The 24,869-nt window shown below is 68.6% G+C and carries 22 protein-coding genes; 10 read left to right on the top strand and 12 right to left on the bottom strand.

Annotation, left to right across the window (positions count from 1 at the left end):
• Window positions 1–27 precede the first annotated feature (27 nt).
• From FF090_RS17835 to FF090_RS17825, 3 genes are read right to left on the bottom strand one after another with little or no spacing between them, the layout of a single operon-like run.
• Window positions 28–819, bottom strand: coding sequence for a DUF2145 domain-containing protein (locus FF090_RS17835; RefSeq protein ID WP_138858019.1), 792 nt, complete (start codon window positions 817–819; stop codon window positions 28–30).
• Window positions 816–1,232 carry a hypothetical protein gene (locus FF090_RS17830; protein ID WP_138858018.1) on the bottom strand — a complete coding sequence of 139 codons (417 nt, stop codon included), beginning with the start codon at window positions 1,230–1,232 and terminating at the stop codon, window positions 816–818. Before FF090_RS17830 ends, FF090_RS17835 begins: the two co-directional genes overlap by 4 nt.
• Window positions 1,229–1,675: a YiaA/YiaB family inner membrane protein gene (locus FF090_RS17825; protein WP_138858017.1), complete on the bottom strand. Its 447-nt coding sequence runs from the start codon at window positions 1,673–1,675 to the stop codon at window positions 1,229–1,231. The genes FF090_RS17830 and FF090_RS17825 overlap by 4 nt, the downstream gene beginning before the upstream one ends.
• Window positions 1,676–1,792: 117 nt before the next feature.
• Here FF090_RS17825 and FF090_RS17820 point away from each other — a divergent pair, with 117 nt between their 5' ends.
• The gene (locus FF090_RS17820) at window positions 1,793–2,533 is read left to right on the top strand and encodes a helix-turn-helix domain-containing protein (protein WP_138858016.1); all 741 of its coding nucleotides are present in this window, start codon (window positions 1,793–1,795) and stop codon (window positions 2,531–2,533) included.
• Window positions 2,534–2,780: 247 nt separating this feature from the next.
• Here the strand turns inward: FF090_RS17820 and glcE are convergent, their stop codons facing one another.
• The 6 genes from glcE to FF090_RS17790 are packed head-to-tail and all read right to left on the bottom strand — an operon-like array spanning window position 2,781 to window position 10,005.
• Window positions 2,781–3,860: a glycolate oxidase subunit GlcE gene (gene glcE, locus FF090_RS17815; RefSeq protein ID WP_246071461.1), complete on the bottom strand. Its 1,080-nt coding sequence runs from the start codon at window positions 3,858–3,860 to the stop codon at window positions 2,781–2,783.
• Window positions 3,861–3,865: 5 nt separating this feature from the next.
• Window positions 3,866–5,332 carry an FAD-linked oxidase C-terminal domain-containing protein gene (locus FF090_RS17810; RefSeq protein ID WP_375137389.1) on the bottom strand — a complete coding sequence of 489 codons (1,467 nt, stop codon included), beginning with the start codon at window positions 5,330–5,332 and terminating at the stop codon, window positions 3,866–3,868.
• A complete protein-coding gene (locus FF090_RS17805; RefSeq protein WP_138858013.1) occupies window positions 5,329–6,468 on the bottom strand; it encodes an FIST signal transduction protein in 1,140 nt (379 codons plus the stop codon). The genes FF090_RS17810 and FF090_RS17805 overlap by 4 nt, the downstream gene beginning before the upstream one ends.
• 26 nt (window positions 6,469–6,494) lie before the next feature.
• A complete protein-coding gene (locus FF090_RS17800) occupies window positions 6,495–7,259 on the bottom strand; it encodes a PhaM family polyhydroxyalkanoate granule multifunctional regulatory protein (protein ID WP_138858012.1) in 765 nt (254 codons plus the stop codon).
• Between the two features lie 35 nt (window positions 7,260–7,294).
• Window positions 7,295–8,182, bottom strand: coding sequence for a transporter substrate-binding domain-containing protein (locus FF090_RS17795; RefSeq protein WP_138858011.1), 888 nt, complete (start codon window positions 8,180–8,182; stop codon window positions 7,295–7,297).
• Window positions 8,182–10,005, bottom strand: coding sequence for an OPT/YSL family transporter (locus FF090_RS17790; protein WP_138858010.1), 1,824 nt, complete (start codon window positions 10,003–10,005; stop codon window positions 8,182–8,184). The genes FF090_RS17795 and FF090_RS17790 overlap by 1 nt, the downstream gene beginning before the upstream one ends.
• Window positions 10,006–10,162: 157 nt before the next feature.
• Here FF090_RS17790 and FF090_RS17785 point away from each other — a divergent pair, with 157 nt between their 5' ends.
• The 6 genes from FF090_RS17785 to FF090_RS17760 all read left to right on the top strand — a co-directional run bounded on the left by FF090_RS17785 (window position 10,163) and on the right by FF090_RS17760 (window position 16,827).
• A complete protein-coding gene (locus FF090_RS17785) occupies window positions 10,163–11,779 on the top strand; it encodes a peptide chain release factor 3 (RefSeq protein WP_138858009.1) in 1,617 nt (538 codons plus the stop codon).
• A 463-nt stretch (window positions 11,780–12,242) separates the two neighbouring features.
• On the top strand, window positions 12,243–12,572 hold the full coding sequence (locus FF090_RS17780; RefSeq protein ID WP_138858008.1) for a PspC domain-containing protein: 330 nt from the start codon (window positions 12,243–12,245) through the stop codon (window positions 12,570–12,572).
• Between the two features lie 25 nt (window positions 12,573–12,597).
• Window positions 12,598–13,701 (top strand): GGDEF domain-containing protein, encoded by a 1,104-nt coding sequence (locus FF090_RS17775; RefSeq protein WP_138858007.1) that lies wholly within the window; start codon window positions 12,598–12,600, stop codon window positions 13,699–13,701.
• A 57-nt stretch (window positions 13,702–13,758) separates the two neighbouring features.
• Window positions 13,759–14,748 (top strand): efflux RND transporter periplasmic adaptor subunit, encoded by a 990-nt coding sequence (locus FF090_RS17770; RefSeq protein WP_138858006.1) that lies wholly within the window; start codon window positions 13,759–13,761, stop codon window positions 14,746–14,748.
• Window positions 14,749–14,758: 10 nt separating this feature from the next.
• Window positions 14,759–16,003 carry an ABC transporter permease gene (locus FF090_RS17765; protein WP_138858005.1) on the top strand — a complete coding sequence of 415 codons (1,245 nt, stop codon included), beginning with the start codon at window positions 14,759–14,761 and terminating at the stop codon, window positions 16,001–16,003.
• A 107-nt stretch (window positions 16,004–16,110) separates the two neighbouring features.
• Entirely contained in the window at window positions 16,111–16,827 is a 717-nt protein-coding gene (locus tag FF090_RS17760; protein WP_217502998.1) for an ABC transporter ATP-binding protein, read from the top strand.
• Between the two features lies 1 nt (window position 16,828).
• Here FF090_RS17760 and FF090_RS17755 read toward each other — a convergent pair whose 3' ends face one another.
• Window positions 16,829–17,758, bottom strand: coding sequence for an MBL fold metallo-hydrolase (locus FF090_RS17755; protein ID WP_138858003.1), 930 nt, complete (start codon window positions 17,756–17,758; stop codon window positions 16,829–16,831).
• Between the two features lie 79 nt (window positions 17,759–17,837).
• Between FF090_RS17755 and mnmA the strand changes: the two genes are divergently transcribed.
• From mnmA to FF090_RS17740, 3 genes are all read left to right on the top strand, one after another.
• Entirely contained in the window at window positions 17,838–18,977 is a 1,140-nt protein-coding gene (gene mnmA, locus FF090_RS17750) for a tRNA 2-thiouridine(34) synthase MnmA (protein WP_138858002.1), read from the top strand.
• Between the two features lie 70 nt (window positions 18,978–19,047).
• Entirely contained in the window at window positions 19,048–20,310 is a 1,263-nt protein-coding gene (locus tag FF090_RS17745) for a sensor histidine kinase (RefSeq protein ID WP_138858001.1), read from the top strand.
• A gap of 17 nt (window positions 20,311–20,327) precedes the next feature.
• A complete protein-coding gene (locus FF090_RS17740; RefSeq protein WP_138858000.1) occupies window positions 20,328–20,975 on the top strand; it encodes a response regulator transcription factor in 648 nt (215 codons plus the stop codon).
• A gap of 61 nt (window positions 20,976–21,036) precedes the next feature.
• On the opposite strand, the gene FF090_RS17735 is transcribed toward FF090_RS17740, so the two are convergent.
• Window positions 21,037–23,373, bottom strand: coding sequence for an alkaline phosphatase D family protein (locus FF090_RS17735; protein ID WP_138857999.1), 2,337 nt, complete (start codon window positions 23,371–23,373; stop codon window positions 21,037–21,039).
• An 11-nt stretch (window positions 23,374–23,384) separates the two neighbouring features.
• A complete protein-coding gene (locus FF090_RS17730) occupies window positions 23,385–24,866 on the bottom strand; it encodes an OmpP1/FadL family transporter (protein ID WP_138857998.1) in 1,482 nt (493 codons plus the stop codon).
• Between the last annotated feature and the right edge of the window lie 3 nt (window positions 24,867–24,869).

Raw genomic sequence — 24,869 nt, 5'->3', positions numbered from 1 at the left:
CTCCCCGAGTGAATTCGAGGCGCGATGCTACTGAACGAGCACTGGTGCGCCGACGATGCCCGCGCGCTGGGCCCAGCGCAGCACCGAGTCCGCGCCCACGGTGGCGATGCGGCCGCTGAAGCGTTCGCCGTTCGGATGGTCGTCGAAGGCCACGTTGGCGCGCGTCATCCGGCCGCCCAGACGGGTCAAGGCGTTGATGTGCAGGACGTCGGGCGCATAGCCCTGCAGGCGCAGCCAGGCCTGGGCACGCTCGCGGTTTTGCGCGGCCGGCTCCAGGGCGCCGGCCAGGGTTTCCAGCAGCCACTGGTTGCTTTGCTGGTAGCGCCCGCCCCAGGCGTAGCTGACCACGCTGTAGCGCGGCTCGTGCCAGCGGGCCACGCGCTGGCGGTCGTCCAGCAGCGGGCGCAGGCGGGCGGCGGCGTCGGGCAGCAGGGGGGCGTAGATGGCTTCGAAGCGGTATGGGTCGTCAAGGAAGAACTCGCCCAGACCCTGGCGGAACAGACCGGCGTGGTCGCTGCCGCAGGCATTGAGCTTGTGCACCACGCGCCAGCGGCCCGGCACCTCGCCCACGGGCGCGGCCTCGCGCAGCGCAAAACCCAGATGCGACCAGCGCAGCCCATATTTGGAGAGGTCCTGCCCGGCGCGGCCCAGCAGCACAGCTTCAGCGCCGCTGGCGTCCAGCGCGCGGGCGGTGCGCTCGGCCAGGGCCATGCTTTGCGCCACGCGCTCAGGGCGCGGCGGCTGGGGGGCATCGCAGTTGCGGCCGGCCTGTGCGGCACCGGCCGCCAGCAGGGCGATGAGGCAGAGCATGCGCCTCATGGCCGGATCACCTCATGGTGCAGCAGGGCCTGCCCGATGGCATTGGGCACGAAGGCGATCACCTGGCCGGCGGTGGACAGCACATAGCCGGTGGACAGGGCGGTGACCACGACGGCCGCACCGACGGCATGGGCCGAGGCATGCGCCGCCCGCCCGGCCACCTTCAGGCTGATGCGCACGCCATCGCTGGCGCGCTCCAGCACCCAGACGGTGCCGGCGGCGCTGGCCTCCACCGCCACCACGGTGAGCACCATGCCGGCCGAGAGCGTCAGGGCCAACGGCGCGGCGGAAATGGCCACCGGCAGCAACGAGGCTTCGCTGAGGTCAGACAGATCACCATGGGCCTGTGCGGCGGGCAGGTGCAGGGCCAGGGCCAGGCTCAGGTTAAAGGTCAAGATGTTCAGGGCTTTCATGCGTCCTCCATCGAACGTTGGGTGCTGCGGCTGTGCAGCAGGCGGTCTTCATGCGCATCGCGCAGGGTCTTGGCCAGGGTGAAGGCCGAGGAGATCAGGAATAGCCAGCCCACCAGCAGGAAGGCGGCAAAGGCGGGCGGGATCTGCAGTTCCCACAGGCCCCAAGCGGTCAGGCCCATGGCGGCGCCAAAGCCGCCCCAGACCACCAGGCCCCAGGCCGGGGTTTCGGGCAGGCCGGCGTGCCGGTCGCGCACGAACTTGGCGAGCGCAAAGACGGTGCAGAGGCAGAACACATAGGCCATCACCAGAAAGGCGCGCTCAATCGGGCTGACCGGCAGATAGGCCAGGCCCGATCCGCACAACATCACGGCCACGCCGAAGGAGATCCAGACCTGGATCTGCCAGGCGCGGGTGTCGCGGGGGCGCTGCAGGGGGCGGGACATCGAGGGCTCCTGAGTTGAGGTGGCGCGATGGTGTCGAGGGGCTACGCGGCGGTCAAAGCCTTTGCCCTGGGTGGCCTGCATCCGGCCGCGAGGAATCGTGTGGCGATACTTCCGGCCATGTCGAGCACCCGCGATCTCATTGCCGCCCTGAAGGCCGAACTCAAGCTGGCCGGCATCACCTATGCCGAACTGGCGCAGCACCTTGATTTGGCCGAGAGCAGCGTCAAGCGCATGTTTGCGGCCGAGGGCGATCTGCCGCTGTCGCGCATCGATGCGGTGCTGCAGCTCTTGAAGATGGACTTCGCCGACCTGGCGCGGCGCGTGGCCGATGCGCAGCCGCTGCGCCGCGAGCTCAGCGAGGCCCAGGAGCAGGCCGTGGTGGGGGATGCCAAGCTGCTGTTGATGGCGATTTGCTGTCTCTCGCAATGGCCCTTCGAGCAGATTCTCGGTACTTATCGTTTTGATGAGGCCGAGGGCATTCGCTATCTGGCGCAGCTGGACCGGCTGGGCTTCATCGAGCTGCGGCCGCTGAACCGCTACCGGCTGTTGGTGGCCAAGACCTTCCGCTGGCGTCCGGGCGGACCGGTGATGCGCTTCTTCCGCGAGCGCGCGGTGGGCGAGTTCTTCGATGCCGACTTCGACGGCGAGGGCGAGAAGCTGCTGCTGGTGCATGGGCAGATCAGCCCGGCGCTGATCAGCGCCTTCAATGAACGCCTGGAGCGCGTGGCCCAGGACTTCGCCCAGCAGCATCTGGCCGACCAGCGCCTGCCGGCCGAGCAGAAGCGCCCCTACACCATGGTGATTGCCGTGCGCTCGTGGCTGTTCGGGCCCTTCGCGGCCTTGCGCCGCGATTCGTAGTTAGGGCCTGTTCACACTAATGGAAGCCAGCGCGTTGCCATCCAGAAAGGGCGCCAACGCGACGCGAAGCGAAGCTGGGGTTCATGCCTTGCAGGCCGCGCAGGGCCAGAGGCCCTGCTCTTTGTGAGGCAGCTCGGGCCCACAGGGCCCAAGCTGTCCACACAAAGCCCAGCGAGCTTCGCAACAAAGTGGGCGCCCTTGTCTGGTGGCAACCCTTTCGCGTGGCTTCGCTTGGTGTGAACAGGCCCTAGCCCAAGCGCCCTGGATTGAAGATCCCCTTGGGGTCGAACTCGCTCTTCAGGCGCGCGCGAATCTGCGCCTCGGCGCCCTGGGCCGGTGTGAAGGCCGGGGCGCTCTTGTCCAGTGCCGCGTAGAGCGTGGCGTGGCCGCCGGCGCGCTCGGCCAGTTCGCGCACGGCCTGCGCGGCCAGGGGCGTGACCAGCCAGCGCAGGGCGCCACCCCACTCGATCAGTTGTTCGCCCGGCACCTTGAGCACCGGCGTCGTGGGCGGCAGGCTCAGGCGCCAGATGGCCACGCCGCTGCCGGCCTGGATGGCGCGCACCGCGCCGGCGAAGAACTCGTCGCTCTGGTGCCGCAGCCCATTCCAGAAGCCCAGGGCCAGGTCGACGGGCAGGGCGTCGCCGCCCAGGCGCTTCGCGGCTGCGCGCACGCTGGCCTCCAGGCCCGAAAGGCGCAGCAGCAGACTGCCGTTCCACCAGGCGCTGGCGCTTAAGGGGAGCCCTTGCAGGGCCGCCTGGTTGGCGGCGTAGATCGCATCGTCCTGCGTGGCGTCGAAGCGCAGCGTGACCTGCGCCTGCGGGATGGGCATGAGCTTGAAGCTGGCTTCGGTGATGAGCCCCAGGGTCCCCATGGCGCCGCACATCGCGCGCGCCACGTCGAAGCCGGCGACGTTCTTCATCACCGTGCCGCCGAATTTCAGGAGTTCACCGCGGCCGTCGATCAGCGTCAGGCCCAACAGCGCATCGCGCACGCCGCCCCAATACGGGCGTGCCGGCCCGGCCAGGGCGGTGGCGATCAGCCCGCCCACGGTGCCCTCGCCGCCAAAGCGCGGCGGCTCGCAGCCCAGCTGCTGGCCCTGGCTGCCCAGCTGGGCCTCCAGCTCGCGCAGGGGCGTGCCCGCCCCCGCCGTCACATAGAGCTCGGCAGGTTCGTGCGCGCGCAGGCCGCACAGCGCGGGCTCGCGGCTCAACACCCAGGGCTGGCCCTGCGGCGCCTCGCCATAGAAGCGTTTGCTGCCGTGGCCCACCAGCTCCAGCGCCTGGCCCTGCGCGGCGGCGTCGCGCACGCGCGAGCGAAGAGAGTCCATGCCCATCAAAACCGTTCGAGTTCGGGGTGCGGCAGTTTGCCTTCTCGCACCCAGAGCTTGCCGCCCTCGGCGCAGCGGCGCAGTTCGGGAATGGCCTTGCCGGGGTTCAGGCGCCCGGCCGGGTCCCAGGCCTGCTTGAGGCCCTGGAAGCGCTCCAACTCGGCGCGGCTGAACTGCACGCACATGCTGGAGAGCTTCTCCACACCGACCCCATGCTCGCCGGTGATGCTGCCGCCCATGGCCACGGCGGTCTCCAGGATCTGCGCGCCAAAGCCCTCGGCGCGGCGCAGTTGTTCGGGGTCCTTGCCGTCGAACAGGATCAGGGGGTGCAGATTGCCATCGCCGGCATGGAAGACATTGGCGCAGCGCAGGCCCCACTGTGTCTGCATGGCCTCGATGGCCGCCAGCATCTCGGCCAGACGGGCGCGCGGGATGGAGGCGTCCATGCACAGGTAGTCGGGGCTCATGCGCCCGCTGGCCGGGAAGGCGTTCTTGCGGCCGCTCCAAAAGCGCGCGCGCTCGGCCTCGTCGCGGCTCTCTTCGATGCGGGTGGCGCCGCAGGCCTGCAGCACCGCGCGCATTTGTTCGATCTCGGCCGCCACGGTCTCGGGGGCGCCGTCGCTCTCGCACAGCAGCAGGGCGGCGGCCTCCAGGTCGTAGCCCGCGTGCACGAAGTCCTCGGCGGCCCGGGTCATGGCCTGGTCCATCATCTCCAGGCCGGCCGGGGTGAGCCCGCTGGCAATCAGCGCGCACACGGCCTGGGCGGCCTGGGTCACGGTGCCGAAGCTGGCCAGCAGGCAGCGCGCCTCGGGCGGCTTGGGGGTCAGGCGCACCAGCACTTCGCTGACCACGCACAGCAAACCCTCGCTGCCGATCGCAAGGGCCAGCAGGTCGGCCCCGGGGCTGTCGAGCGCGCCGGCCATGCTGCCCAGCTCGATGGGTTCGCCGGCGGCGGTGAAGCCACGCAGGCCCAGCACGTTGTGCAGGGTCAGGCCGTACTTCAGGCAATGCACGCCGCCCGCGTTTTCGGCCACATTGCCGCCGATGGTGCAGGCGATCTGGCTGCTGGGGTCGGGGGCGTAATAGAGGCCATGCGCCGCGGCCGCCTGGCTGATCGCCAGATTGCGCACACCGCATTGCACGCGGGCGGTGCGCGATGCCGGATCGAGGGCCAGGATGTGGTTGAGCCGTGCCAGGCTCAGCGTGATGCCTTGCGGGTGCGGCAGGGCCCCGCCCGAAAGACCGGTGCCGGCGCCACGCGGCACGATGGGCAGTTCGGCTTCGTGGCAGATGCGCAGCACCGCACCCAGTTGCTCTGCGTCAGCCGGAATGGCCACCGCCAGCGGGCGTGCGCGGTAGGCGCTCAGGCCATCGCATTCATAGGGCCCGAAGCCGCCAGCGCGCTCGATCAGGCCTTCGGGCCCGAGCAGCTTGCGCAGCGCCTGCAGCCCTTGCGGAGCGGCCACGCTCACGCGGCTTCGCAGAACAGGGCCAGCACGCCGGTGTAGCCGTGCAGTTGCTGGTGGGCGATCTCGCCCCCGGCAAAAAAGCCCACGGTGGGCAGGTCACCGAGCGCGCGGCGCAGGATCTGCGCCTCCGCATGGGGGGCGCCGAAATGCGGCCCGCCGCGCCCGGCGCAGCTGATGTAGAGCGCGGCGGCCGGGCGCTGGCCGGCGTCTTCGGCCTGGGCGCGCAGGCTGGTGGCCATGCGGGTCAGGTCGGCGCGGGTGGCCTCGACATCGCGCCGGCCCAGCGTCAGCCCCATGCCGGGCCGCACCTCTTCCGACAGCAGCAGGCCGCGCCGGCCGGGGTCCAAGCCCACCAGATGGCGCACGCGCACGGCCGCTTCGAAGCGACCGCCGCGGTCCAGGGTGGTGTCCTCGGGTTCGCTCAAGCCGGCCAGGGTGGCGCGCAGCACCGGCATCAGCTGGCCGGGCTGGTGCAGGTCCAGTCCCAGATCGGCCAGCAGGCGCGGCAGTGCCGGCTCGCCATCCAGGGCCAGCACCAGCGGGCCTTCACAGGCGGTGATGCGGCGCAGCGGCGCCACCGGCAGGCAGCCCTGGGTGACGCGCACGCTGAAGTTCAGCCCCGCGCGCAGACCCAGGCCCGAGAGCCCGCCGGCGTGCAGGGTGCCGCACAGCTGCAGCGGCTGGCTGCGCGAGGCCGCCAGGCCGCCGAACACGAAGCCGCTGCGGGTGCGCGCGGCCAGTTCGGGCAGCAGCTCGGCCAACTCCGGTGTACTGGGGTCGGCGTGCACCAGGGCGGCTTCGATGCCGTCCTCACGCCGCAAGGGGCGGCAGCCATCCCAAAGCTGCCATTGATCGGCCGGCCAATCGGTCAGCAGCAGGGCCAGGCCGGGCTCGTCGAGGTATTCCACGCCATCGGCCAGCACGCCCACGCTGGCCGCACCCACCCAGGCCACGCCGGGCAGCTCGGCCTGCAGCGCCCGCCACAGGGCCTCGCCCTGCGGGGCCAGGGCGTCGGTGAGATAGCAAAAGCCCAGAGTGGGTGTGCTGCCTTCGGGCCAGCGGGCTTGCAGGGAGGCCAGCGCCAGCGCGAGCGCCTGGTGGGCGTCCGGGTGGCTGGCGTGGCTGCTGACGCAGCGCATGGTGGTGTGACCCTTTGGTGTGACCTTTAGGTCCGGCGGGGCGCCGCGCGCTTGCGGGCTGCGGGTTTGGGCTTAGATGGGGCTGCGGGTTTGGGCGCTGCGGCCGCTTCCTGGCGCTGCGCACTCAGGGATTTGGCCATCGAGCCCGTGACCCCGCCCACCACCGCCTGCGGCACGGCGGCTGCTTTGCGCAGGGTGTCGCCGGCGGCGTCGATGCTTTGTTTGACCAGGCTGGTGGCCAGGCCCTTGGCGGCCTCGGTGGCGCTGTCCTTCATGGCGCCGGCGGCCACTTGGCTGAACTGCTGCGACAGCGCGTTCCACCATTGCAGAGGGTCTACCGCGGGGCTGTCCTTCTTGCTCGCCGCGCCCTGGGCCACCTTGGTGGCGCCCTTCACGGCGCCTTTCACGGCCGCCTTGGCCACCTTCTTGCCGACCTTGGCCGCCTGGGTCGCCGGCTCCAGCCCGGGCACGCCCGGGAAGGCCGGGATGTCGGGCGTGGGCACCTTCAGGGCCTCGCGCAGTTCGTGCAGCGGCACGTTCATGGTCTTGAGGGTGGACAGCGTCATGCGCTGCACCTCCAGGGCCTGGATGGTGGCGGCCAGCATGCGGGCGTTCTGTTCCAGCCAGAACTGCACGGTGCGCAGCTCTTCGATGCGCTTGCCCAATTCCTCAGGGTTGAGGGTGGGGGCCACCCATTGGCCGATGCCCGGTAGCGCGGTGCCGGCGTTTTTCACCAGACCCTGCAGAAATTCAAAACCGGGAACGAACTTGCTGAAGTTGGCGTCGGACATGGGCGCGGCACTCCACGGCGTGGGAATGGGCCATCCTACGACGAAGCACGTAGCCGTCCTTGGCTCGGGTCAAGCTCCAGCACATCGAAGGCGTCCATGGGCGTTTCGGGGTCGACGCCATAGCCCAGCACCGGCAGGATGCGGCGCTTGGGCATCTCGGCGCGCTCGATGCCGCGTCCATGGAATTGCAGGAACAGGCGCTGGAAGCGGCCATCGGACTCCAGGCGGGCCAGGCCTTCAGCCAGTGCCCGGTGCAGGGCGGGTTGGCGCGCGCTGACCCAGAAGTAGTCGTCCAGCGGGTAGGTGAGCGCGATGCGCGGCACCACCACGATCTCGGGCGGCACCAGCAGCGGGTGATCGACCTCGGCCCAGACCTCGTTCACGCCCCGGCTCATGTAGTCAAAGCGGCCCAGCGCCAGCATCTTGAACAGGCCGCTGTAGTCGCTGCCGGTCACCACCTGGAAGCCCAGGCGCTGCTGCAGGGGCAGGTCGCCCCAGTCGGCGCCGTAGCCCAGCCGGTATTGCTTCTTCAGGGTGCTGAGCTGGGTGATGGCCGCCAAACGCGGGGCCAGCCGGCGATGGGCCAGCAGCAGGCGCACGCCCAGCAGACCACGGCGGATCGGGCGGCGGATGGGCTGCAGGCCGTTGGGGTCGACATTGACCGTGGGCAGCAGGGCCACATCCAGATTGCCGTCCACCAACTCACGCGCGCGGCGGGTCTGCGTGAGGCCGGGCACCGTCACCAGTTCGTGGGCGAAGCCCGCGGCCTGCAGGGCCAGGCGCAGCAGCGCCAGTGCGTAGTCGAAGCGGTGGTCGTTGTCGTCCCGGCCCACCGCCATGCGGATCGTCAGGGGTTGCGCCCGCGCCGCGCCCCAGGCGGCGCCCAGCAGGCTGGCGCAGGCGGTGCGGCGGTTAGCGGGCATCACACCAGGGCCAGCAGACCCATCACGCCCAGGCCCAGAGCGGCCAGGGCATCGCCGGCGATCAGGCCGCCGCCGATCAGCGAGGTGGTGCTCATGTCGGAGGGCAGATCGCCCTCAGTACGTCGGCGGGACCCCAAGCTGTTCCAGAGGCTGGAGACCACCCCGCCGGCGCCAAACCACAGCGAGGTGGGCAGGTTGACGAAGCCCCCGAAGCTGAAGGCATAGGGGCTGGGCAGCACCAAGGCGTCGACGCAGAAATCGGTGGCGAAGCCAACGCGGCCGGCGGCCACAAAGGCCTGGTAGCGCGCGCGGCTCTTGAGCAGCTTGCGCGCCACCTCGATCAGCAGGCCGACCGTCACCCCCAGCACGATGGCGGCGGTCTGCGCCGGGTTGGGCTCGGACAGTCCGCGCAGCACGCCGACGAATTTGTAGGTCATGGCCGAGGCCCACTGAGCGGGCTGCTGCTCGGCGCTCATCACGGTCTGGTCCAGGCGCAGGATGGGGTAGGCCGCCATGAAGAGCTCGGCAATGCCCACCGCCAACAGGGCGCCCACCAGGATGCCGCCCACCTGGAAGCGGAACTGCAGCGCGCGGTTTGAGCCCAGGCGCCAGCCGGTGGAGCGGTCTTGCTGCATGTCGCAGCCGATGCTGGTGGCGATCAGCAGCACGGTGGCGGCCATCAGGCCCACCATCGGGTCGGTGAGGCCGGCCAGGCCGAACAGGATGACGCTCAGCACAAAGGCCGAGCTGATGGGGTTGCTGTCCGTCAGGCCCACCGAAATGCCGTTACCCATCACGAAGATCGCCACCAGGCCCAGGGCCAGCAACATCATCCACAGCGGGATGGCGAAGAACTGCGTGCCGCACAGCACCACGGCCAGGGCCCAGAAGCCGACGAAGGCGAGCAGGCGCGGCAGGCGGAAGGCCGGGCCGGTGGTTTCGGTGCCGGCGCCGGTGGTGACGGTGTTTGAGGGGGCGGGGTCCAGCCCACGCCAGCGGGCTACAGCTTGCCAAAGGATCAGGCTGATGTCGATCACCGTGGCGCCCAGGATCAAGCCGAGGGCGATCAGGAAGGCGATCTTGCGGAAGGGCTCACCTTCCTTGAGCCAGCCCATCTCCACGAAGGTGGGGGTCAAGGCCCAGAACAGCAGACCCGAGGTGACGGCCGGGATGGTGATGCGCGCGCCCACGATGAGGCCGGCGCCGAAGGTCGAGCAGCTCAGCTCGATGGCCCCCAGCACGCCGACCTTGGCTGCCGCCACGCCGCCCGAGATGCCGGCCGCGATGCCGCCGAACAGCCGTGCCACCGAGCGCTTGAGCAGGGCCGGGTCCGTCAGCGCCCGCAGGATGTTGGCCACCGCCAGGCCCGAGGGGTAGGTGAGCTTCATGCGCTCGACCAGGGTGGGCGTATAGAGCATGCCCACCCCCGCGCCCAGCATGCCGATGCACAGCATGTAGGCCACCAGCTGCCAGGTGGGCACGGGGGGCAGACCCATCCACACGCGCGCCTGCAGCAGGCAACTCATGGCCATCATGCCGGCCACGCTGGCCGCCATGGTCTGCATGTAGTTGGCGCCGTGGCGGCCCGAGGGCCCATAGCCCAGGGTGACGATGGAGCCCAGGATGCCGGCCATCACCTGGGCATTCACATAAAAGCCCAGCGAGAAGTTCATATAGGACGCCGCTAGGCCGCCCAGCGGACCCAGCACCAACATGCCCACCACCACCAGCAGCGTGTAGTAGCCGACGCTGCCCATCGGGGGCAGCCAGCCCCAGCGTCGTTCGTCCAGGGAGGAATTGGGGGCCAGGGCCGTCGCAGTCATCGCATCGGGTTCAAAAAAAGCAAGGGGCGTGAGTCTCGCGGTGTGACGGCTGCCACACCAGCGCATCTACCCGCAGGGGCGGGGGGCGGCCAGGGATAACCCCGAGCCGATAATCGCGGGCTTTTTCAGATTCGCCCGTCGCCCGGGCAGCACGCCCGTGACCGAACGCATCGAACAAGAAGTGCGCCGCCGCCGCACCTTCGCCATCATTTCCCACCCTGACGCGGGCAAGACCACGCTGACGGAAAAACTCTTGCTGTTCTCGGGCGCGATCCAGATCGCCGGTTCGGTGAAGGCGCGCAAGGCCGCCCGCCATGCCACGTCCGACTGGATGGAGATCGAAAAGCAGCGCGGCATCTCGGTGGCGTCTTCGGTGATGCAGATGGAGTACCGCGACTGCGTGATCAATCTGCTGGACACCCCGGGCCACCAGGACTTCAGCGAAGACACCTATCGCGTGCTGACCGCCGTGGACGCCGCGCTGATGGTGATCGACGCGGCCAACGGCGTGGAGCCGCAGACCCGCCGCCTGCTGCAGGTCTGCCGCGCACGCAACACGCCGATCCTGACCTTCGTCAACAAGATGGACCGCGAGGTCAAGGACCCGCTGGCCCTGATGGACGAGCTGGAGCAGGAGCTGGGCATGACGGTCTGCCCTTTCACCTGGCCGGTGGGCATGGGCAAGGCCTTTGGCGGGGTGATGGACCTGCGCGCCTCCACCATGCGCGTGTTCGCGCCCGGTGAGGACCGCGCCGGTGGCGACGAGGAGCTGATCACCGATCTGGACAACCCGGCGCACGAGGCCCGCTTCGGCATGGCCTGGGGCACGGCCCAGGGCGAGCTGGAACTGGTGCGCGAGGCCGCCACACCCTTCGAGCACAGCGAATTCCTGGCCGGCAAGCAGACGCCGATGTTCTTTGGTTCGGCCATCAACAACTTCGGCGTGCGCGAGGTGCTGGACGCGCTGGTGGAATTGGCCCCGCCCCCGGGCGAGCGCGCCAGCTTGCAGCGCGTGATCACCCCGACCGAGAAGAAGTTCAGCGGCGTGGTGTTCAAGATCCAGGCCAATATGGACCCGGCGCACCGCGACCGCATCGCCTTCGTGCGCGTGGCCAGCGGCCACTTCGAGCGCGGCATGAAGTTGAAGGTGACGCGCACCGGCAAGGACTTCCGCCCCAACACCGTGGTGAGCTTCTTGAGCCAGCGGCGCGAACTGCTGGAAGAGGCCTTTGGTGGCGACATCATCGGTATTCCCAACCATGGTGTGCTGCACCTGGGCGACACGCTGACCGAGGGCGAACCGCTGCAGTTCACCGGCCTGCCCTTCTTTGCGCCGGAAATGTTCCGCAACGTTGAAGTGGCCGACCCGCTGAAGACCAAGCAGTTGCGTGCCGGCCTGACCCAGCTGGGTGAAGAGGGCGCGATCCAGGTCTTCCGCCCCTTGGCCGGCTCGGTGCTGATGCTGGGTGCCGTGGGCCAGCTGCAGTTCGAGGTGGTGGCGCACCGCCTGGAGCATGAGTACGGCGTGAAGGCGCGCATCCAACCCTGCCGCTTCCAGGTGGCGCGCTGGGTCACGGCCGACGACGAGAACGAGCTCAAGCGCTTCATCGCCGCGAACGACCATCGCATGGCGCTGGACGCCGTGGACGCGCCCACCATCCTGGTGGAGTACGCGCCCGAGCTGCGCGCCATCCAGGAGAACTGGCCCAAGATCCACTTCCATGCGCTGCGCGAGCACGCCGGCCTGGTGTTCCAGAAGCGAATGGATGGCTGAGGCCGGAGCGAGCGAAGCCCTGAGGGCTTCGCGACCCCGGCCGAAGGACTGCGCCCGTCGCGCGGGCGCAGGCTGGAGAGCTGGTTGAAGGGATGCAGCTGCGAAGCCCTGAGGGCTTCGCGACCCCGGCCGAAGGACTGCGCCCGTCGCGCGGGCGCAGGCTGGAGAGCTGGTTGAAGAGATGCAGCTGCGAAGCCCTGAGGGCTTCACGACCCCGGCCGAAGGACTGCGCCCGTCTCGGCCAGAGGCCTCGTCCTTCGTGAGGCGAAAACAGCCCACCGGGCTGTTTTCGTCCGCACTCAGTCGCGCGGGCGCAGGTTGGAGAGCTGGTTGATGACGGAGTGAGCCCGTCTGTCGGCCCCTGCGACCCCTGAGTCGAGCGACAGGGCAATGCATCGCATTGGTGGCGCAACTGCCTGAGTCGTGGCGCTATGGTGGCGCTGTCACTCAACAGGAGCCCAACATGTTTGCCGAACATCTCGACCGCCTTGCCGCCCTGCACAGCCAAGGCAAGCTCAGCGACGAGGAATACCAGCGCGCCAAGGAGCGGGTGCTGGGCGGTGAACCCAAGCCGGCAGCGGCCGCCAGCGGCGCCGCACCGCTGAATGCCGCCATCAACCAACTGCGTCGCAGCCGCGAGGATCGCTGGATCGGCGGCGTCTGCGCCGGCATCGGCCGCATCACCGGACTGGAGGCCTGGATCTGGCGCCTGCTCTTCACGCTGATGCTGCTGTGTGGCGGTACTGGCTTGGTGGCTTATCTGCTGATGTGGATCTTTGTGCCTTCGGAGTGAGTCGGGCAGGCGCCATACTGGCGCCATGTCCGCCCCCACCGACTTGGCACGTGCCGATCAGCTCGGGTTCGAGCAGTTCGTGCACTCCCTGGCCCAACACTTGCGCCACACGCCCTTTGGTTGGGCCCTGGTGCTGGGTTTGAGTTGGGGGCAGGCACCACTGGGGCCTTTGCTGCTGTGGCTGGGTGTGTTTGCACTCGTGTGGTTGCCCAGCCTGTGGTTTATCTGGCGCTGCGGCAAGCGCGGGCCGGTGCTGGCGCAGGATCGCGGCGTTGTCTATGCCGTGGCGGCCCTGGATGGATTGGGCTGGGGCGTCGTGGTCTGGGTGTTGGCGGGATTGAGCCCGGTGCTGGACAGCTGGGTCTTGGCCCTGTTGTGCGGGTTGGCGGCTTTGAGCGCCGTGGTCTATCTCACTCAGTTGCAGGCCTTTCGCCTCTACCTCGGGGCCATGGGACTGGGCCTGTTGGCCTGTGTGCTGATCCGCCAGGTTCCCGACTGGCGCCTGGCCATTGCGTTCGGGGTTTTCGCCTTGCTGCTGCTGCGCCTGCTGCAACCCGTTTCGGCGCGTTTGGAGCAGGGGCGGCTGCACGAGATCGGCAATGAAAGCCTGGCCGCACGTCTGAGCGATTCGCTGGCCCGCAAGGAAGTGGAGGCCGCGACGGATGCGCTCACCGGCTTGCTCAATCGACGCAGCCTGGATGCTTTGTTGCAGGCGGGCCTCAGCGGCCCGGTGCCGCGCCAGATGGCGCTGTTGATGCTGGACATCGACCATTTCAAACAAATCAACGACCGGCATGGCCATGCCTGCGGGGATGCGGCGCTGCGCGCCTTTGCCGATCGGGTGCGGGCCCAGCTGCGCGATGGTGACCACTGCGCCCGTTACGGTGGCGAGGAATTCGTGGTGCTGCTTCCGGGGGCCAGTCGCGAGCGGGCCGTGGAAATTGCCGAGCGTCTGCGCCTGGCGGTTCAGGGGCAGCCCTTGCTGAGCCAGCCCTTGGTGGACAACACGGTTTCGATCGGGGTGAGCGTGGTGGCGCCCATGGATCAACCGGCTCATTTGTTGGAGCGGGCCGACGCCGCCCTTTACCGTGCCAAGAGCGAGGGGCGGAACCGCGTTTGCGTGGCTTGATGAGCGGGTGTTGCGCCCGCGCAAGGTCGATGCAGCCGGTTCGCGCATGATGGCGACATGAAACGCTGGCTCTGGCTCATCGCCCCCTTCTTCGTCCTGATCCTTGGCATTGCCTGGTGGCAACGCCCGCAGCCGGTGCAGATGGTGCAGCCCAGCCGCGGTGAGGCCATCGATGCGGTATTTGCCAGCGGCGCCATCGAGCCCCAGGCCCAGCTGCCGGTGGCGCCGCGTGTGAGCGCCCGTCTGCTGGAGCTGCGCGCCGACGAGGGTCAGCGCGTTCGCAAAGGTGAGTTGCTGGCCCGCCTGGAAACGGCCGAGAACGACGCCGCGCTGCAGGAACTGGCCGCGCGCGAACGTCAGGCCGAGCTGGCGCTGGAGCGTGCCCAGACCCTGGTGCGCCAGGGCTTTGTGGCTGCCAGCGAGCAAGACCGCGCCCGCGCCGAACGGGACGCCGTGCGTGCGCAAGGGGCGCGCCTGCGGGCGCAGCGGGGCTATGCCCTGCTCACCGCACCCGCAGACGGCGAGGTGCTGCGCCGCGATGGCGAGGTCGGCCAGTTCATTCCCGCCGGGCAGGCCCTGTTCGTGTTGGGCGATGCCGCTCGCTTGCGGGTGAGTGCCGAGGTCGACGAAGAAGATATCGCCCGTGTGCGTCCCGGTCAGCCCGTGGTGTTGCGCGCGGCGGCCCTGGGAGCGGCGGTGTTTGACGGCGTGGTGGAGGCCATCACGCCGCGCGGCGATCCGGTGGCGCGCAGCTACCGGGTGCGGATTCAATTGCCGCAGCCGCCTGCGGGCCTGCGCGTGGGCATGACGGTGGACGCCAACATCATCCTGGCGCGGCGCAGCCAGGCCCTGCTGCTGCCCAGCACTGCGGTGCATGCCGGGCAGGTCTGGATCCTCCAGGGCGGGCGGGCCAAGGCGCAGAAGGTGGTCACCGGCACCCAAGGGAATGGCCGCGTTGAGGTTCTGAGTGGACTGGCGCTTGACGCCCGGGTGGTGCTGCAGGCCGAAGGCGTGAAGGAAGGCCAGCGCCTGCGCGCACTGCCCTGATGCACTGCACATGAGCGTCATCCTCAAGGTTGCCTATGCCCACCTGGTGGGGCGCAAGCGCCAGACCTTTGTGGCCTTGGGTGGCGTGACCCTGGGGGTGGCCTTCTTCCTGGCGGTTTCGGCCCTGATGCGCGGGTCGGAGAGTGATTTCCTGAAACGACTGGTGGACAACGCGCCGCACATCACCGTCTATGACGAGGTGCGTCACCCCGAGGCCCAGCCGGCCGCCTTGCGCTGGCCCGATGCAGCCTTGCAGCTACCGCGTGTGAAGCCACAACGCGAGACTCGGGGCATTCGCGGCTGGCCACAGCGGGTGCAGGCCCTGGCAGCCCGCCCCGGGGTGCGGGTGGCCCCGGTGCTGGCCGGTGCTGTGGTGCTGAGCTTTGCCGGCCGGGTGCAGGGCTTGCAGCTCTCGGGCATCCAGCCCCAAGCCATGAAGGGGGTCTCGACCATCGAGGACAAGATGGTCGAGGGCAGCCTGGACAGCCTGGAGTCCGATCCCAACGGCATCGTGCTGGGGGCGGCGTTGATGCAGCAGTTCCAGCTGCGCCGGGGTGGCACGGTCAGTGTGGTCAGTGCCAATGGCGCCAGTCGCACGCTCAAGATCGTGGGCGTGTTTCGCACCGGCAACCAGGGCTACGACGAAGGCCAGGCCTTTGTGAAGCTGGAGCGCGCGCAAAGCCTGCTGGGCCGCGAGAACCGCGCCAACCGCCTGATCCTGCAACTGGACGACCCCCAGGCCGCCGCCACCTTGGCGCCGCAGATCGAACGCGAGGGCGGCTACAAGGCGGTGAGCTGGACCGAGGCCAGCCAGGACATCCTGGCCCTGCTGGTGATCCGCAACCTCATCATGTACACGGTGGTCTCGGCCATCCTCGTGGTGGCCTCGCTGGGCATCTACAACACCCTTTCGACCGTGGCCCTGGAGAAGACACGCGACATCGCCATCCTCAAGAGCATGGGTTTCCATGCGCGCGAACTGCAGCACATCTTTCTCCTGCAGGGCTTGGCCGTGGGGGTGGTGGGCAGCGTGCTGGGTCTGGGCCTGGGGGCGCTGCTGATGCAAGGGCTGGCGCAGATCCAGGTCAAGCCACCCGGCGCGCTGGAGGCCTCGAACATGCCGCTGTATTGGGGCGTGGAGCAGTTTGCGCTGGCGGCTGGCTTTGCCTTGCTTTCCGCCCTGGCGGCGGCCTGGCTGCCGGCGCGCAAGGCGGCAAACCTGCACCCCGTGGACATCCTGCGAGGGGCCGCATGAGCGAAGCAAGCCCCCAGTCTCCGGCCGTTCCGGCCTCCGCAACCCCCCAAGGTGGGCTGAGCCTAGACGGAGTGAGCCCTGAGGGCTCAGGCCGCTTGGCGAAGGACGTGAGCTCTGCGAACGGCGCGCGCGGCTTGGGACGGCCCGGCGCCGCGCTTCTGCTTGAAGCCGAAGGCCTGACGCGCACCCTCCCCGGTGAAGTGCCCGTCACCTTGGTGGCCGACATTGACTTGCAGATCGCGCGCGGTGAGTTCGTCTCCATCGTCGGCCCCTCGGGCTCAGGCAAGAGCTCGTTGCTCTACCTGCTGGGTCTGCTCGATCGGCCGACCTCAGGGCGCTTGGTGCTGGACGGCGTGGATACGGCGGGCTTCAGCGAAGACCAACTCGCCGACACCCGTCTGGCCAAACTGGGTTTCGTGTTCCAGTTTCACTTCCTGTTGCCGGAGTTCAGCCTGTTGGACAACGTGGCCCTGCCGATGCGCCGGCTGGCGCGCCTGAGCGAGGCGGCAATCCAGGCGCGCGCGCTGGCGCTGCTGGATCAGCTCGGGCTCAAGGGGCACGAGCACAAGCAGCCGCACAAGATTTCTGGCGGACAACGCCAGCGCGTGGCCTTGGCGCGCGCGCTGGCCAACGAGCCCTTGCTCATCCTGGCCGATGAGCCCACGGGCAATCTGGACAGTGCGTCCAGTCAAAACGTGCGCAGCATCCTGCGCGAGCTCTGCAGCCAGAACCAGACCACGGTGATCACCGTCACGCACGACAGCAGCTTCGCCGCCGCCGCCGACCGCGCGATCACCCTGGTGGATGGGCGGCTGCAGCCCTGATTCAGGGGCGGCTGTAGTTCACTGGCAACCACTCGTAGGCCTTGCCATCGGCGCGCAGCTTGCCGATGCCGGGGAAGCTGATGTGGGTGACCCCCACGTAGTAGCCGCCCTTGGCGGCGTCCTTGTACTGGGCGTCGCGCTGCGGGTAGGCGGTCTTGGGGTCGCTGTCGAACTGGATGGTGACTTCGGGGTGGGCGAATTGCACGGCCGCCACGTGCATCAGATCGCCCCAGAACACCATCTTGTCGGCGCCGCTTTCGGCCACATAGATGGTGTGGCCCGGGGTGTGGCCGTAGGTGGGCACGGCGCGCAGGCCCTTGACCAGCTCGGTGGCGCCGTCAAAGGGCTTGAAACGGCCGGCCTCCAGATAGGGCTTCATCACGCGCTTGGCGTTGGCCATGCCACCGCGCGCGCCCTCGGGTGCGGCGGCCTCGTCGCCCAGCCAGAAGCCGCTCTCGCGCTGGTCGGCGCGCACGATGGCATTGGGGAACACGGCCTTGCCGTCCTTGTCGGTCAGGCCATTGATGTGGTCGCCGTGGAAGTGGGTGATGTAGACCTCGTCGACCTGCTCCGGCTGATAGCCGCTGGCGCGCAGATGGGTGAGCATCAGGCCAATGCTGGCATTGGTGTTGTTGTAGCCGGTGTCGATCAAGACCAGCTTCTCGCCGGTGTGCACCAGGTAGGCGTTGACCGAGGTGTCCAGCGGCAGGCCCAGGTAGTGATGCTGCAGGCGGCGCGCCACCAGGGTGGGGTCGGGGGTCTGCAGCAGCTTGTCCACCGGCAGCTTGAAGATGCCGTCGTTCAGTGCCGTGACCTCGAAGCTGCCGAGCTTCATGCGGAACCAACCCGGTGCCTGCCCGCCCGCTTGGGGTGGCGCGGCCTGGGCGAGGAAAGAGGTGGCCAGCAGGGCGGCGAGGGCGAGGCGCTTCATGGGGGTGCTCCGAATGAATGGAGGGCGCAGCTTAACCACGGTGACGCGCAGGAAAGGTCGGCGCGCCGACAATGGCCCCATGTCTGCAAGCCCCAAACAACGCATCGTCGTCGGCCTGTCCGGTGGCGTGGATTCCGCCGTCTCGGCCGCCCTGCTTCATCGCGCAGGTCACGAGGTGGTGGGCATCTTCATGAAGAACTGGGAAGACGATGACGACAGTGAGTACTGCTCGTCCAACGTCGACTTCGTGGATGCCGCCGCCGTGGCGGAGGTGATCGGCATCGAGATCGAGCATGTGAATTTCGCCGCCGAGTACAAGGACCGCGTGTTCGCCAGCTTCCTGACCGAGTACCAGGCCGGGCGCACTCCAAACCCGGACATCCTGTGCAACGCCGAGATCAAGTTCAAGTCCTTTCTCGACCATGCGATGCGGCTGGGCGCCGATGCCATTGCCACCGGGCACTATGCGCGCCGCCGGGTTCTGCCTTCGGGTGAGTCACAGCTCTTGAAGGGCCTGGATCCATTGAAGGACCAGAGCTATTTCCTGCATCGCCTGACGCAAGCCCAGCTCAGCAAGGTCTTGTTCCCGGTGGGTGAGTTGCCCAAGACCGAGGTGCGCCGGCTGGCCGCCGAGTGGGGTCTGCCCAACGCCAAAAAGAAGGACAGCACCGGCATCTGCTTCATCGGCGAACGGCCCTTCCGCGAGTTTCTGAACCGCTATCTGAGTCATGAGCCCGGCGACATCGTCGATGAGCGTGGCCGCAAGCTGGGCCGGCATGTGGGCCTGTCCTTCTACACCTTGGGTCAGCGCCAGGGCCTGGGGATTGGCGGCGTGAAAGAAAAGGGCGCACCGCGGGGCGGGGGCGAGCACGAACCCTGGTTCGTGGCGCGCAAGGACCTGGAGCGCAACCGACTGGTGGTGGTGCAGGGGCATGGGCATGCCTTGCTGCAAAGCCCGGCCCTGGAAGCGGCCGATTGCAGCTGGATCAGTGGCAGTGCGCCGCCTGCCGGCCCCTATGGCGCCAAGACCCGCTATCGCCAGGGCGACGCCGCATGCACCCTGGCGGCGACGGAGCAGGGCATCGCGCTGGCCTTCGAGCAACCCCAATGGGCCGTCACACCGGGTCAGAGCGCGGTGCTGTATGACGGCGAGGTCTGCCTGGGCGGTGGTGTGATTGCCAGCGCTAGCCTCATTACCCCCACGTCGCCTGCGCAGTGACGAAAGACAGCTGCGCCGTCAGCCGCTAGCCTCGCGCTCTTTTCGCCTGCCCCCTTCGTCTGTCCCCTTCGTGAGCCCCGCGCCCCGCCGTTCCTGGATCGACCGCCTGACCGAGCCCGCGCTCGCCCTGCGCGTGGCGGCCCTGGCCATCTGCGTGCTGGAGTTGGGCTCGGCCTTTGCCACCTTGGCGGGGGCGAACACCGAGCCCTATGACGGCCTGATCGCCCAGGCCTGGGGGGCGCTGGGCGGTGCGCCGCGCAACCCCACGCCGCTGCTGCTCTCCCTGCTGCTGCTGGGCGCCTTCGGCTGGTTGTTGTGGCGTCTGGCGCGGCCCCAGCACATCGACAACCCGCCGCGCCATGCCCTGCGCTGGCTAATGCTGTTGGATGCGCTGGCCTTTGCGGTCACACCAGGATTGCCCTTCTTGGTGACGGCCATGGCGGCGGTGCTGCTGCAGGCCCGCCCGGCCTTGTTGTTTGCCGTCGCCCAGGTCGGCCTGGCGCTGGCCAACTACCTGTGGCTGCCCAATGCCGGGCAACGCATGGAGCAGCTGCACCAAGGCATGGTCTATGGATTGACGGTGACGGCCATGGCCATGCTGGCCCTGCACGGACTGGCCTTCGGTTTGGGGCGGCTGACGGCCGCCCAGGCCGACAAGCGCCGATGGCTGCAGGCCATGCTGGCCGAGCGCCTGTCGGCCGAGCAATTGCACGATGAGCAATTGCGCTACAGCGAGCGCCTGGTGATTGCGCGCGAGCTGCACGATCTGATGGGCCACCATCTGGCGGCCTTGAACCTGCAGCTGCAGTTGGGCGAGGCCTTGGCCGCGCGCGGTGACGCCGCCGGGGCCACACCGGCCCTGGGCAAGGCACGCATGGTGGCGCAGCAGCTGCTGGCCGATGTGCGCGCCGCCGTGAGCGCCCAGCGTGAGCAGCCGCGCATTGACCTACAGGCCGCGCTGCAGGCCTTGGCCGCTGGCATTGAACAGCCGCGCATTGCGCTTGATTTGCAGCGCGAGGCGGTGCAGAACCTGGGGCCGCGCTGCGCCCACGCGCTGCTGCGCTGTGTGCAAGAGGCGGTGACCAATAGCGTGCGCCATGCGCGTGCGCGCAGCATCACCATCACCCTGCGCCTGCTGGCCGATGATGCAGGGCGCGAGCAGGTGCAGGTTCGCGTGGCCGATGACGGCGTGGGCGCGCCCAAGCTGGAGCCCGGCAATGGCCTGAGCGGCATGCGCGAGCGCGTCGAGGAATTGGGGGGCAGCCTGGCGGTGCTGCGCCAGCACCCTGGGTTTGAGTTGGAACTGCGCATCCCGCGCCACATGGAGCTTTGAAGGAGCTGGGAATCAAGATGAGCGAACCGATCCGTGTCCTGCTGGTCGAGGACCAACAACTGGTGCGCGAGGGGCTGAAGGGCCTGCTGGCGCTGTGCGGCGACATCGAGCTGGTGGGCGAGGCCGAGGATGGCGCCAAGGCGCTGGAGTTGGTGCCCACGCTGATGCCCGATGTGATCCTGAGCGACATGCGCATGCCGCGTCTGGACGGTATCGGTCTGCTGCGTGCCCTGGCCGCCCGCGCGCTGGCCGTGCCGGTGCTGCTGCTCACCACCTTCGATGACCGCGAGGCCTTTGACGAGGCGGTGGGCGCGGGCGCCAAGGGCTTTTTGCTCAAGGCCATCAGCGTCGACACCCTGGCCCAGGCCCTGCGCGATGTGGCCGCCGGCGGCACCGCATTGCGCCCGGGCCTGACCGAACGCGCCACCCGCCCCGGCGCCACCGAGCGCGCCTTTGAGGGCCTGCCCGACCCCGAACCGCTTTCCCCTAAGGAACTACAGGTGCTGCGTCTGGTGGCCAGCGGCCGCTCCAACACCGAGATTGCCGGCCTGCTGGGCAATAGCGAGGGTGTGATCAAGAACCACTGCTCGTCCATCTTCGCCAAGATGGGCGTGCGCGATCGCACCCAGGCGGTGCTGCGGGCCATCGATCTGGGCTGGATCTAAGCCCTTAAGCGCATAAAAAAACGCCCGGCAAGCCGGGCGTTTTGCTTGGGAAGAGCGTTGATCAGCTGATCGTCACCGTGGCGCTGTTGACCGGCACGGTGGCCGTCACGGTGCTGGCCACGGGCGTGCCCGGGGCAGCCCCGCCGCTCAGGCGGTTGAGCTTCTTGAACTGGCACACCAGCTCGGTCTTGCTCAGGCTCACCACCGCATAGCCCTGGGCATCGCTGTCCACGTGCTTGATCCAGGGGTTGTTGTTGGCCGGCGGCTGGCCCTGGGCATTGGCGAAGGGGTTCAGGAAGGGGCGCACCGCGCTGGCGGGCACCGCAGCCGCCGGAATGCCCATGGCGGTGGCGATCTTCTGCGCGATCAGGCCATACAGCGTGGTGGCCGCCGTGGAGCGACCCACCATCGACAGGATGACGCCCGACACCACCGTGCCCATTGCACCGGACTGGGTCTCGTCAAAGGTGTTGACCGTCGCGGTCGACAGCCCCGGCGTCGGCGCGAAGGCCGCGGCCGGCACCATGCCGGCCTGAATGGCCGCGCCCACGGCAGCCTGGATGGCCGCTGTGTTGCTAAGGTTGGTCACCCCCGAGGCCAGCGCAATGGCCGCGCTCAGCATCTGGATGGCAATGCCCTCGGCCTCGGCCTCGCTGGTGGCCACCAGGGGTTTGATCTTCGAGAACGCCGGGCTGGAGGCCGCCTCCAGGAAGTAGCTGAAGTTGGAGTTGCTGGACAGGCCGGCGGTCACCAGGTCCACCATCGCGGGCACGGGGGTGGTGGCGTTGTAGTCGGCCATCACCTGACCGGCATAGAAGGCGTGGATGTCGCCGGTGACGGCCACCACGTTCTTGATGCCGCGCGTCAGCAGCTGGCCCATCAGGAATTGGCGCTCCTTGTTGAAGCCGTCCCACTGGTCCGCGTTCAGGATGAACTTGGTGTTGAAGGGCGCGGTGACGCCCGGCAATTTGGAGGCGTCCACCGCCATCTTCAGCAGTGAGACCTCATTGCCCCAGATCTTCCACAGCGAGGTGGAGCTGGCCAGGGTCTGCACCCACCATTGGCGCTGGGTGCCGCCCAGCACGCTGACCAGGGCCAGCGGGTCGGGCAGGGCCGCGCCAGCGGCGAGCTTCTGGCCCTCGACGGTCGTCAGCGTGGCCTCGGGCACCATGTAGCGTGAACCGATGCTGCCCACCGGCGTGGTGGTGCCAGGCAGCGGGGCGGCCTCCGGGATGATGTGGTCGGCGCGGTAGAGGCGCTGGTCCGTCATCACCAGGTGCATCAGCTGTCCGAACTTCAGATCGCGGTAGATGCGGATGTTGGCGAAGCCCTGGGCCGGGTCCTGGGTGTAGACGATGTCGGCCGGCATGTACTCGAACCAGGCCTGGCTGGCCGACAGGCGGCGCGCGGTCTGCTGGGTGTTGTTGGCCGTGCCGGTGGCGGCGTCAAACGTGCCGTTGTCGTAGGTGCTGCGGTCGCCCCAGCAGTCGTCGCTGAACTCGTGGTCGTCCCACACCGCGACAAAGGCATAGCGCTCGTGCAGGTTCTGCAGGCGGGCGTCGGTGCGGTACTTCTTGTAGAGGTAGCGGTAGTCGGCCGTGGTGGTGGCGTACTTGGCGCTGGCGTTGCCCGGCTTGGCCGTGCCATTGGGCAGCACCAGGGCATCGTGGGTGGCTTCCACCGCGCCGGTCTGGAAGGCCTCACCCACGGTCTCGTAGATGTAGTCGCCCAGGTGGACGATGAAGTCCAGATTCGGCTCGTTGGCCAGGGCCGTCATGCCGGCCCAGTGGTTCACGCTCCAGTCCTGGCAGGACACGAAGGCGAACTTCAGATTGCTGTTGTCGGCCGTGGCGGCCGGAGCGGTCTTGAAGCGGCCCACCTTGGAGCGGTTGTCGCCCGCCGTGAACTGGTAGTAGTAGACCGTGCTGGGCTGCAGACCGGTGATGCGGTGGCGCAGGGTGTGGTCGTAATACGCGAACACGGGCACATCGGCCTCGGCGGCCAGGGTGCCACTCAGTGCCGTGGTGCTGCCGATGGCGGCGGCATTGCCGGCGTCACTGCTGATGCGCAGCTTGACGCTGAAGTTGCCGTCGGCCACGCTGGCCACATCGCCGGCGCTGCCGGGCACCACACGCGACCACAGCACGATGCCATCGGGCTTGGGGTCGCCCGAGGCCACGGACTGCGGGAACTTGAAAGCGCCGGTGGCGGCCGGCGTTTGCGGCAGCGGCGTGCTGGTGCCGGGGAACACCGGCGGCAGCGGCGGTGCCGGCGGGGTGGGTTGCACTGGCGTGCCGGCGTCACCGCCGCCACAGGCGGTCAGGCTGAAGGCGGCGGAGGCGGAAATCAGGGCACCGGCTTGGGCGGTGCTGCGGCGAAGAAAACTGCGGCGGTCCATGCGGGGCCTCCTTAGAACTTGTGATTGATTTGCATGCCGAAGATCACGGCGCGGCTGGCGTAGTTGCCGCGCACATGGGCCAGGCTGCAGTTGCAGGGGGTCTCGCCTTCGGCGTCGTCCACGATGTCCATCGCGGCGTCCTTTACCTTCAGGTAGGTCAGCGCCAGGTCCAGGGTGGTGGCGGGAGCCAGGTTCAGATTGGCGCCGAGCGCGAAGGTCTGGCGATGCGCATCGGGCAGCGAGGGGCTGCGGGTGCGCGAAGGCACAGGCGAGCGGTCATTGGCAAAGCCCGCGCGCAGCATCACATCCTTGCCCGCCTGCCAGTTCACACCGGCCGAGACGCGCCAGGTGTTCTTCCAGTGTTCCGGCGTGATGGAATCCGGGGTGGTGTTGTGGAAGTCGATGCGCAGGGTCTCCAGGCGCGACTGCTTGACCCAGGTGGCATCGGCCATCACGGCCACCGTGGGCGTGAGCTGGTGGAAGCCGTGGATGGACAGCGACTCGGGCGTCTTGATGGCGACGCTGGCGGCGGAGTCGTTGTGGTCCAGGGCCGACAGACCGTTGTAGGGCGCGGCCGTGATGGCGGCCAGCACCGAGGCCGGCAGCGTGGTGGGCTGGGTCCAGTCGCCCGTGCCCTTGAGCACCTGCTTGACGGCCGAGCGGTAGCTCATGCCAAAGCGGGTGTTCTTGTCCAGGTCCCACAGCAGGGCCAGGTTGAAGCCAAAGCCCCAGTCCTTGCCCTCGATGGCCACCGAGCCGTCATATTGGGGGTCGCCAAAGATCTGGGCCGCCATCTGGCGCATCTGCAGGGCCAGAGCCGGCGAGCCGCCCGCCTCGACCTGCGCAGCCGCTGCCAACAGGCCGCGGGCATAGGCCGAGCTATAGGGCACGGCGCGCTTGAGCTTGCCTTCCATATGCTGCAGATTCAGGCCGCCGGCCACTGACAGGTTGTCGCTGATCTTGAAGGCCAGATTGGGGTTGAGCGAGATCGACTTCAGCTCCACGTTCCCGAGGTTGTAGCGGCCGCCCCAGGTCATGCCGTAATCCAGCTTGGCGCCGAAGGGCACGAACACGCCCATGCCGGCCACCATGCGGTCGCTGAGCGCATAGCTCAGATACATATGCGGCACATAGGCGGTGTCGGCCGGCGAAGACGTGTCACCCGCGGCGGAAATCGCGCGCGGCTGCAGGCCGGTGCCGGGCGCCGTCAGCGTGGAGCCGGCGTCGGTGAAGCGCACCTTGGGGTCGATGATGTCCAGCACGCCCGAGACCTGCAGGCCCTTGAGGCGCGTGAGCGCCGCCGGATTGGCGAACAAGCTGCTGGCATCGGCGCCCTCGGCACCGTTGGAGTTGGCGGTGCCCTCAGCGGCCGCGCTCTGCGTACCGAAGCGGTAACCCGAGGCTTGGGCCCCGAGGGCCAGCAGGGCCAGTGACAGGCCCATGGCCAGAGGGCGCAGCCCCTGGAACGAGAGGGGGGTGGGACAGGTTTTCATCGT

It is taken from the genome of Inhella inkyongensis (assembly GCF_005952805.1).
Taxonomy (GTDB): Bacteria; Pseudomonadota; Gammaproteobacteria; order Burkholderiales; family Burkholderiaceae_C; genus Inhella; species Inhella inkyongensis.
This window is presented reverse-complemented; position numbering and strand designations above follow the sequence as displayed.